This is a genomic window from Chamaesiphon sp. OTE_75_metabat_556, from assembly GCF_031378165.1.
Taxonomy (GTDB): Bacteria; Cyanobacteriota; Cyanobacteriia; order Cyanobacteriales; family Chamaesiphonaceae; genus Chamaesiphon.
This window is the reverse complement of record NZ_JANNDR010000305.1, coordinates 1-5,783: the sequence shown is the minus strand read 5'-3', so window position 1 is coordinate 5,783 and position 5,783 is coordinate 1. Positions and strand designations below refer to the sequence as shown.

Here is a 5,783-nt window from a genome sequence, read left to right as displayed (position 1 = left end):
GGCAAATCTAAGCGGAGATCTAGCCACACTGCCTTATCGGTCACCCCTCCTTGAAGACAGGGCTGATTCATCCATCAGAGAAAAACCGTTTTAAACCATTTCTGTCGTTAATTCTCGATCGAATGGTAGGTGGACAGCAATTCCAAATTCAAACTTATTGAGACACCTCGTAGGGGCAGGTTTATGCTAGGAAACCTGGATTTGTACCAATAAGTGTCAAACAAACCTGCCCAACCCCACCAGAAACGATCGATCGTTGGTAGCGAATCGGTAAAATATTTTGAATTTGGAATTGCTGGTAGGTGGAGACGGAGCCAGGAGTCATTAATCGAAAATCCTTATCCCGTTGGCGTAGCCTCTGGAGTTAGGAAAAACTCACATTAGATACCAGATCGATCGACTGCATCAAGACAGAAAACCCCTACAAATTAATTGCAGGAGTCTAGGCGATCGCTCAACGTTGCAAATGTACTCGATTATCTTCGGGTACGAGTAGGCAGAGCAAGTTGGGGTCGATCGTTGACGACGATTTCGGCAGGGACGTCTTGCAATAACACCTCACGAATCAAGCGGGCGGCCATCCGCTGGGTTAAACCGCTGGCGATTTTTTGACCGAAGGCTTGGGTTTCGGATTTCATCAAGATCTGGGGGATCCGAGGTAAAACGATCGCCGGATCGAAGCCTTTGGTCTGCTGTAAGATGCCCCAAATCCGCTGGATATGTTCGAGACCATTTGATGTTGGTTGGGCAGTTTTAGGGGTCGTGGGCACCTTCATGCCGATCCCTTTTTGAATGGCATGGGTGACATTCTGGAGCGTATTATTGCCAAAAGTATCTAAGCCGCGCACGATTTCATCGGCCAGATAATCGCGGATAAAGGTACCGCGATCAGAGAGAATGAAATCTAAGGTTTGATCGATGACTTGGTTGAGATCGTACTCGTCGCTACTGCGGGCATTATTGAGCAGATTTTCCAGGCGATTCCAGCGGAAGGAACCATCTTTAAATAACAGTTCTTTGAGGGAGTTACGCAGATCGGGGGCTGGATCCGTGAGTAATCTTTTCGCAACGTAGGGATAAGCTTTTGCCAATACTTTGAATTCTGGATCGACAGAAATAGCAATCCCTTCGAGGGTGGCTAGCGATCGCAAGATCAAGGCGTAATAAGCTGGCACTTGGAACGGAAATTCATACATCACGCCCGATAATTGGTCGGTAACACTCTTAAAATCCATGTCAGCAATATTCGTCCCAGCCTCGCCCAGCGAGCTGTTGAAGACATAAGATATGGCTGGAATAATTGGTGTTAAATCTGTATCGGGAGTCAAAAACTCTAGCTTGACAAAATCTCGTCCCAAGCCATCAAAATCGCGATTGACTAAATGGACGATCGCTTCGACTAAACCGTACCGTTGGTATGGTTTAACTTGACTCATCATCCCAAAATCTAGGTAGGCTAATTTACCATTGGGCATGGCGAGTAAGTTGCCAGGATGCGGATCGGCATGAAAGAAACCATGTTCTAGCAACTGCCGCAGCGAACACTGGACGCCGACTTCGACGAGGTAAGTCGCATTGAGTCCTTGGGCGGAAACTGCTTCGAGATTGGTTAGCTTTGTCCCCGTAATCCATTCCATTGTCAGGACGCGCCGACCCGTGTATTGCCAGTAGATACTGGGTACATAAATATCTTGCATACTGCCATATAGTTCGGCAAACTTTTCGGCATTACGACCTTCATTTTCATAGTCCATTTCCTCGAAAATGCGCTCGGCAAATTCATCGACGATCGAGACTAAGTTACTGCGGATTTGTTTGAAATTAGTTTGCGCCCAAATTGCGAGGGTTCTGACGACGTGAAGATCTAGAGCGATGCTATCGGCTAGTCCCGGACGTTGGACTTTGATGGCGACGTCTTCACCACTCCAGAGTTTGCCTTTGTAGACTTGGCCGAGGGAGGCTGCGGCGATCGGTAAATCGCTAATTTCGGCGTAGATGGCTTCGGGTCTGTCGCCTAATTCTTCTTCGATGAATTGGTAGGCAATCTCGTTAGAAAAGGCGGGAATATTGTCTTGTAATTGAGCTAGTTCTTCTAAAAATTGGGGTGGTACGAGGTCGGGGCGGGTGGAGAGTGCCTGACCGATTTTGATATATGCAGGGCCTAGTTTGGTCAATAATCTGCGAATTTGGGTGGCGCGTTTGCCGAGGTTTTGTTTGGAACGCTTGGTGATTTTGTCGAGCCACAGTCCCAAGGCAAAGTTGAGGATCGGGAGAAAGATATTAATAAAGCGGGCAAATACTTTGAGGGGTTGGGTGCTGTAATATTGGGCGATCGCGATCGGATCGTACCCCAGCCAGGTATCTTCGCTAATTTCTTTGACTCTGCGGGAATTGACCACTTCTGCATCAGCTACTAGTTCGGTGGATACGGCTGCTGCTGACTGGTTAGACGGAGCATCGACTCGATTCATCTCTGGTGAAGACTGATTGGCAGGTGTGGTGTTCATGAGGTGATGATATTTAGCCCTGTTAAGTATTGTAACAATTTTGCGAACTAGCTGGGGATATTATCTATTTTACTGCGAATAAATGATTAAGGGCTGGGGGTTTTCCTCATGATTGGGGAGCGAGATGCCGATCTTTAGGCTTTAGGTTTTAGGCTTTAGGCTTTAGGTTTTAGGCTTTAGGCTTTAGGGTGATGCTGGTGCTAAGCGTATCGGCAAACTATAAATACTTGTGGGTTGCTACTTTTCTAGTGGGGGCAGAACCCGGATCTGGGGGTTCCGACCCCCAGTCCCCCCGTTGAGGGGACGGGACGCCGCCCCTCAAACTCCCCTCCGTAAGGTTCGATCTGTGGGTGGCGGGGTGGGGGTGATGATTGCGATCGCATAATCGATCTTTGGGGACGATTTCGGACTAGAGGTTAGCAGCGACTTAATCGTTTTTACTCCCAACTATTCACTATTCACTATTCACTATTCACTATCCACTACCCCCCAATGAATCTAGATTTCCAAGAACATCAACACTGGATGGCTCGATCGATCGAATTAGCAGCGAGTGCGGGAAATGCAGGGGAGGTGCCTGTGGGGGCGATAATTGTTAATTCTGATGGGGTGGTAATTGCTGAGGGTGAGAATCGACGGGAACGCGATCGCGATCCGACGGCTCATGCGGAAATTGTGGCGATGCGGGCGGCGGGGGTGTATCTAAATAGTTGGCATCTCGATCGGTGTACGCTATATGTGACGCTGGAGCCTTGTCCGATGTGTGCTGGAGCGATCTTGGCGGCGCGGGTGGGTTTGTTGGTATATGGGGCTGATGATGCGAAGACTGGGAGTGTGCGGACGGTGTTGAATATTCCTGATAGTGCGGCTTCTTATCACAAGTTAACTGTCATCGGTGGTATTTTGGAATCTACTTGTCGGCAACAGCTGCAGGATTGGTTTAAAAGTAAGCGAATTTAGGGTGATTTGACAAAGGAAGATTTGGGTAATTTTTGGATATGCTCACGCACAATTCGATCGAGAGTTATTTTATTTCAGCGTTTACGGCATGGTTACAACTCCAGATACCAGTTCGTTACGTCGCCGATCTCAACTGGAGAGCAGAAATTAATGCGATGGGCGAGTCGATCGTAATTCTGTTTTGTGGCTTTTAACCAAATATCGGGAATCATAAGACAGTCGAGACTACTTGAAAGAACTTTAGGTTGGCGGAAAGCATCTCAACCGTCTCATCAACCTAAAATAATCGTCCTTGGTGATGATTCTGGGATAGTAGCGCAACCACTGTCTGGAAAACTGAAAAATGGTAAGCCGCAAAGTTGATATCGTTGTTTTGACTGTTATTGGCCAAGAACTCTCAGCAGTGAAGTCTGCGTTAGATATTCAAGAAACTCCTGATAACAGAATAAAAATTAGTGGCAGCAATACAACATATCTTTATGGGGAAATATTTTCAGAAAGAATCCAGAAAAGTTATAGTCTGGCTCTAGGATGCATTGGTAGCCCTGGTAATCCTAATTCTAGTTCTGCAACTACCGAAGCTATCAGCGAATTTGAGCCGAAGCTTTTAGTATTAGTAGGGATTGCTGCTGGAATCAAAGGCACGCTCAGACTGGGTGAAGTAGTATTTGCTGAGCGGATTGTGGGATATGAATCTGCTACCCTAGATCGGTTGAAAGATGGCATCCAGATAGTAAAGCCTCGAACAGAAATGGTCACTGTTCCTAATGGCATTAACCAGAGTGTGGTTTTTTATTTAGCAGACAAGAATCAAAATCAAAACCGATTGAATTCATCATTCACAAGCATTGGCGGGAATTTTCCAACTCTATCTAATGAGGATCGATCTCACTTACAGGAGCGTAATATCATTCAGGAGATTGAGATCGATCGCTGTACTATTGCCAGTGGTGAAAAGTTAATTAAAGATCCTACTGTTTTGCAAAATATCCGCGATAACTTGCATGGAAGAGTAAAAGCTGGAGAGATGGAAGCTACCGGATTTGCAGGTGCTTGTAACAGGATGAATAAAGATTGGTTGGTAATTCGAGGTGTTTCTGATTTTGGAGATCCTTATAAGAGTGATGTATTTCAGCCGTTAGCATCCCAGACTGCTGCTACTGTATTAGCCGATTTTCTTAAGCATGGTATCGATCTGCCTTCAAATCATCAACACCCTGAAAGAGGGAATAATGAGAAGATAAGCTCGGTAGCTCTTGAAATAAAACTTCCTGAAAGAGGGAATAATGAGGAGATAAGCTCGATTTTAATGGCAAGCTATCTTTGTTTCGCGAAAAGATCAAAGGAAGCACAATAAAAACTGGCATTATAATTGATAACTTAGAATCTGTATTGAAGCAGGATGGTAGCTTTCTTGACGATCGTAGTGACTATATAGATCTACTGAGAGTTTTGGCTGATTTACCAGGACAGTCATTGACATTAATTACTAGTCGAGAATGTTTGAATTATCATATTGACAATATTAAACCATATCATTTGAAAGATTTATTACCTAAAGATTGGCAAGAGTTTTTCAAGATTGAGAAATTAAACGTTCCAGAAGAATCTAAAGTGCTGGAGGATATTTGTACAGCATATGGAGGTAATGCTCTGGCGATGGAGATTATCAGTGCTAAATTCAAAGAATATCAGGAAGAATATCAAAAACAATACAAGAAAGAACATCAAGAAGATTGTCCGCAACATATTTTACATGAAAGTTTAAATCAATTTTGGCAAGAAAATAAAGAAAGCTTATTAGAAAATTCGGAAGACGAAAGATTGCCAATTTTAATCAAGCATCAATTCGATCGTCTGGAAACATTAGATAATGATGCTTATCGACTCCTTTGTCGGTTAGGATGCTACCGCTATCAAGACATACCTACTCTAACTGAAAAAGGTCTTTCATGTTTACTTTGGGATATACCGGAGGAATCAATGCCGATAAATGTAATTAAGTCCTTACGATCTCGTCGTTTAATTAATAAAAACACTAAGGGATATTTCATACATCCAGTAATTAGAGAAGAATCCTATTTACGATTAAAGTCAAGTGAAGAAGAATGGATAAAGACAAATATAGAGATAGGCAAATTTTATCTCAAAGTTTCTGAGAATATCGCTACACCCGATCAAGCAAAGGCTGCTTTTGAAGCTATAGATCATTATTTTGAGATTGGAGATTTTGAAGAATGTCATCGAATATTACTGCATATTCTAGATGCTGAAGAAAATCTAGAGAATTTGCGATGTTCAGAGAATTTATGGTTG

General features: G+C 44.0%; 5 protein-coding genes and 1 pseudogene. 4 read left to right on the top strand and 2 right to left on the bottom strand.

The genetic code is table 11. The features are described from left to right. Positions 1–181: 181 nt before the first annotated feature. Positions 182–325 carry a hypothetical protein gene (locus tag RMO27_RS12355; RefSeq protein WP_309732861.1) on the bottom strand — a complete coding sequence of 48 codons (144 nt, stop codon included), beginning with the start codon at positions 323–325 and terminating at the stop codon, positions 182–184. A gap of 151 nt (positions 326–476) precedes the next feature. Next, on the bottom strand, positions 477–2,507 hold the full coding sequence (locus RMO27_RS12350; RefSeq protein WP_309732859.1) for an AarF/ABC1/UbiB kinase family protein: 2,031 nt from the start codon (positions 2,505–2,507) through the stop codon (positions 477–479). 492 nt (positions 2,508–2,999) lie between these two features. On the opposite strand from RMO27_RS12350, the gene tadA reads away from it, so the two are divergent. The 4 genes and pseudogenes from tadA to RMO27_RS12330 form a co-directional block, all read left to right on the top strand. After that, entirely contained in the window at positions 3,000–3,467 is a 468-nt protein-coding gene (tadA, locus tag RMO27_RS12345; RefSeq protein WP_309732858.1) for a tRNA adenosine(34) deaminase TadA, read from the top strand. Between the two features lie 38 nt (positions 3,468–3,505). Then, a complete protein-coding gene (locus RMO27_RS12340; protein ID WP_309732855.1) occupies positions 3,506–3,661 on the top strand; it encodes a hypothetical protein in 156 nt (51 codons plus the stop codon). Between the two features lie 149 nt (positions 3,662–3,810). Beyond that, positions 3,811–4,824: a hypothetical protein gene (locus RMO27_RS12335; RefSeq protein ID WP_309732854.1), complete on the top strand. Its 1,014-nt coding sequence runs from the start codon at positions 3,811–3,813 to the stop codon at positions 4,822–4,824. After that, positions 4,791–5,783, top strand: a pseudogene (locus RMO27_RS12330) (hypothetical protein); the annotation flags it as partial. The gene RMO27_RS12335 and the pseudogene RMO27_RS12330, both read left to right, overlap by 34 nt.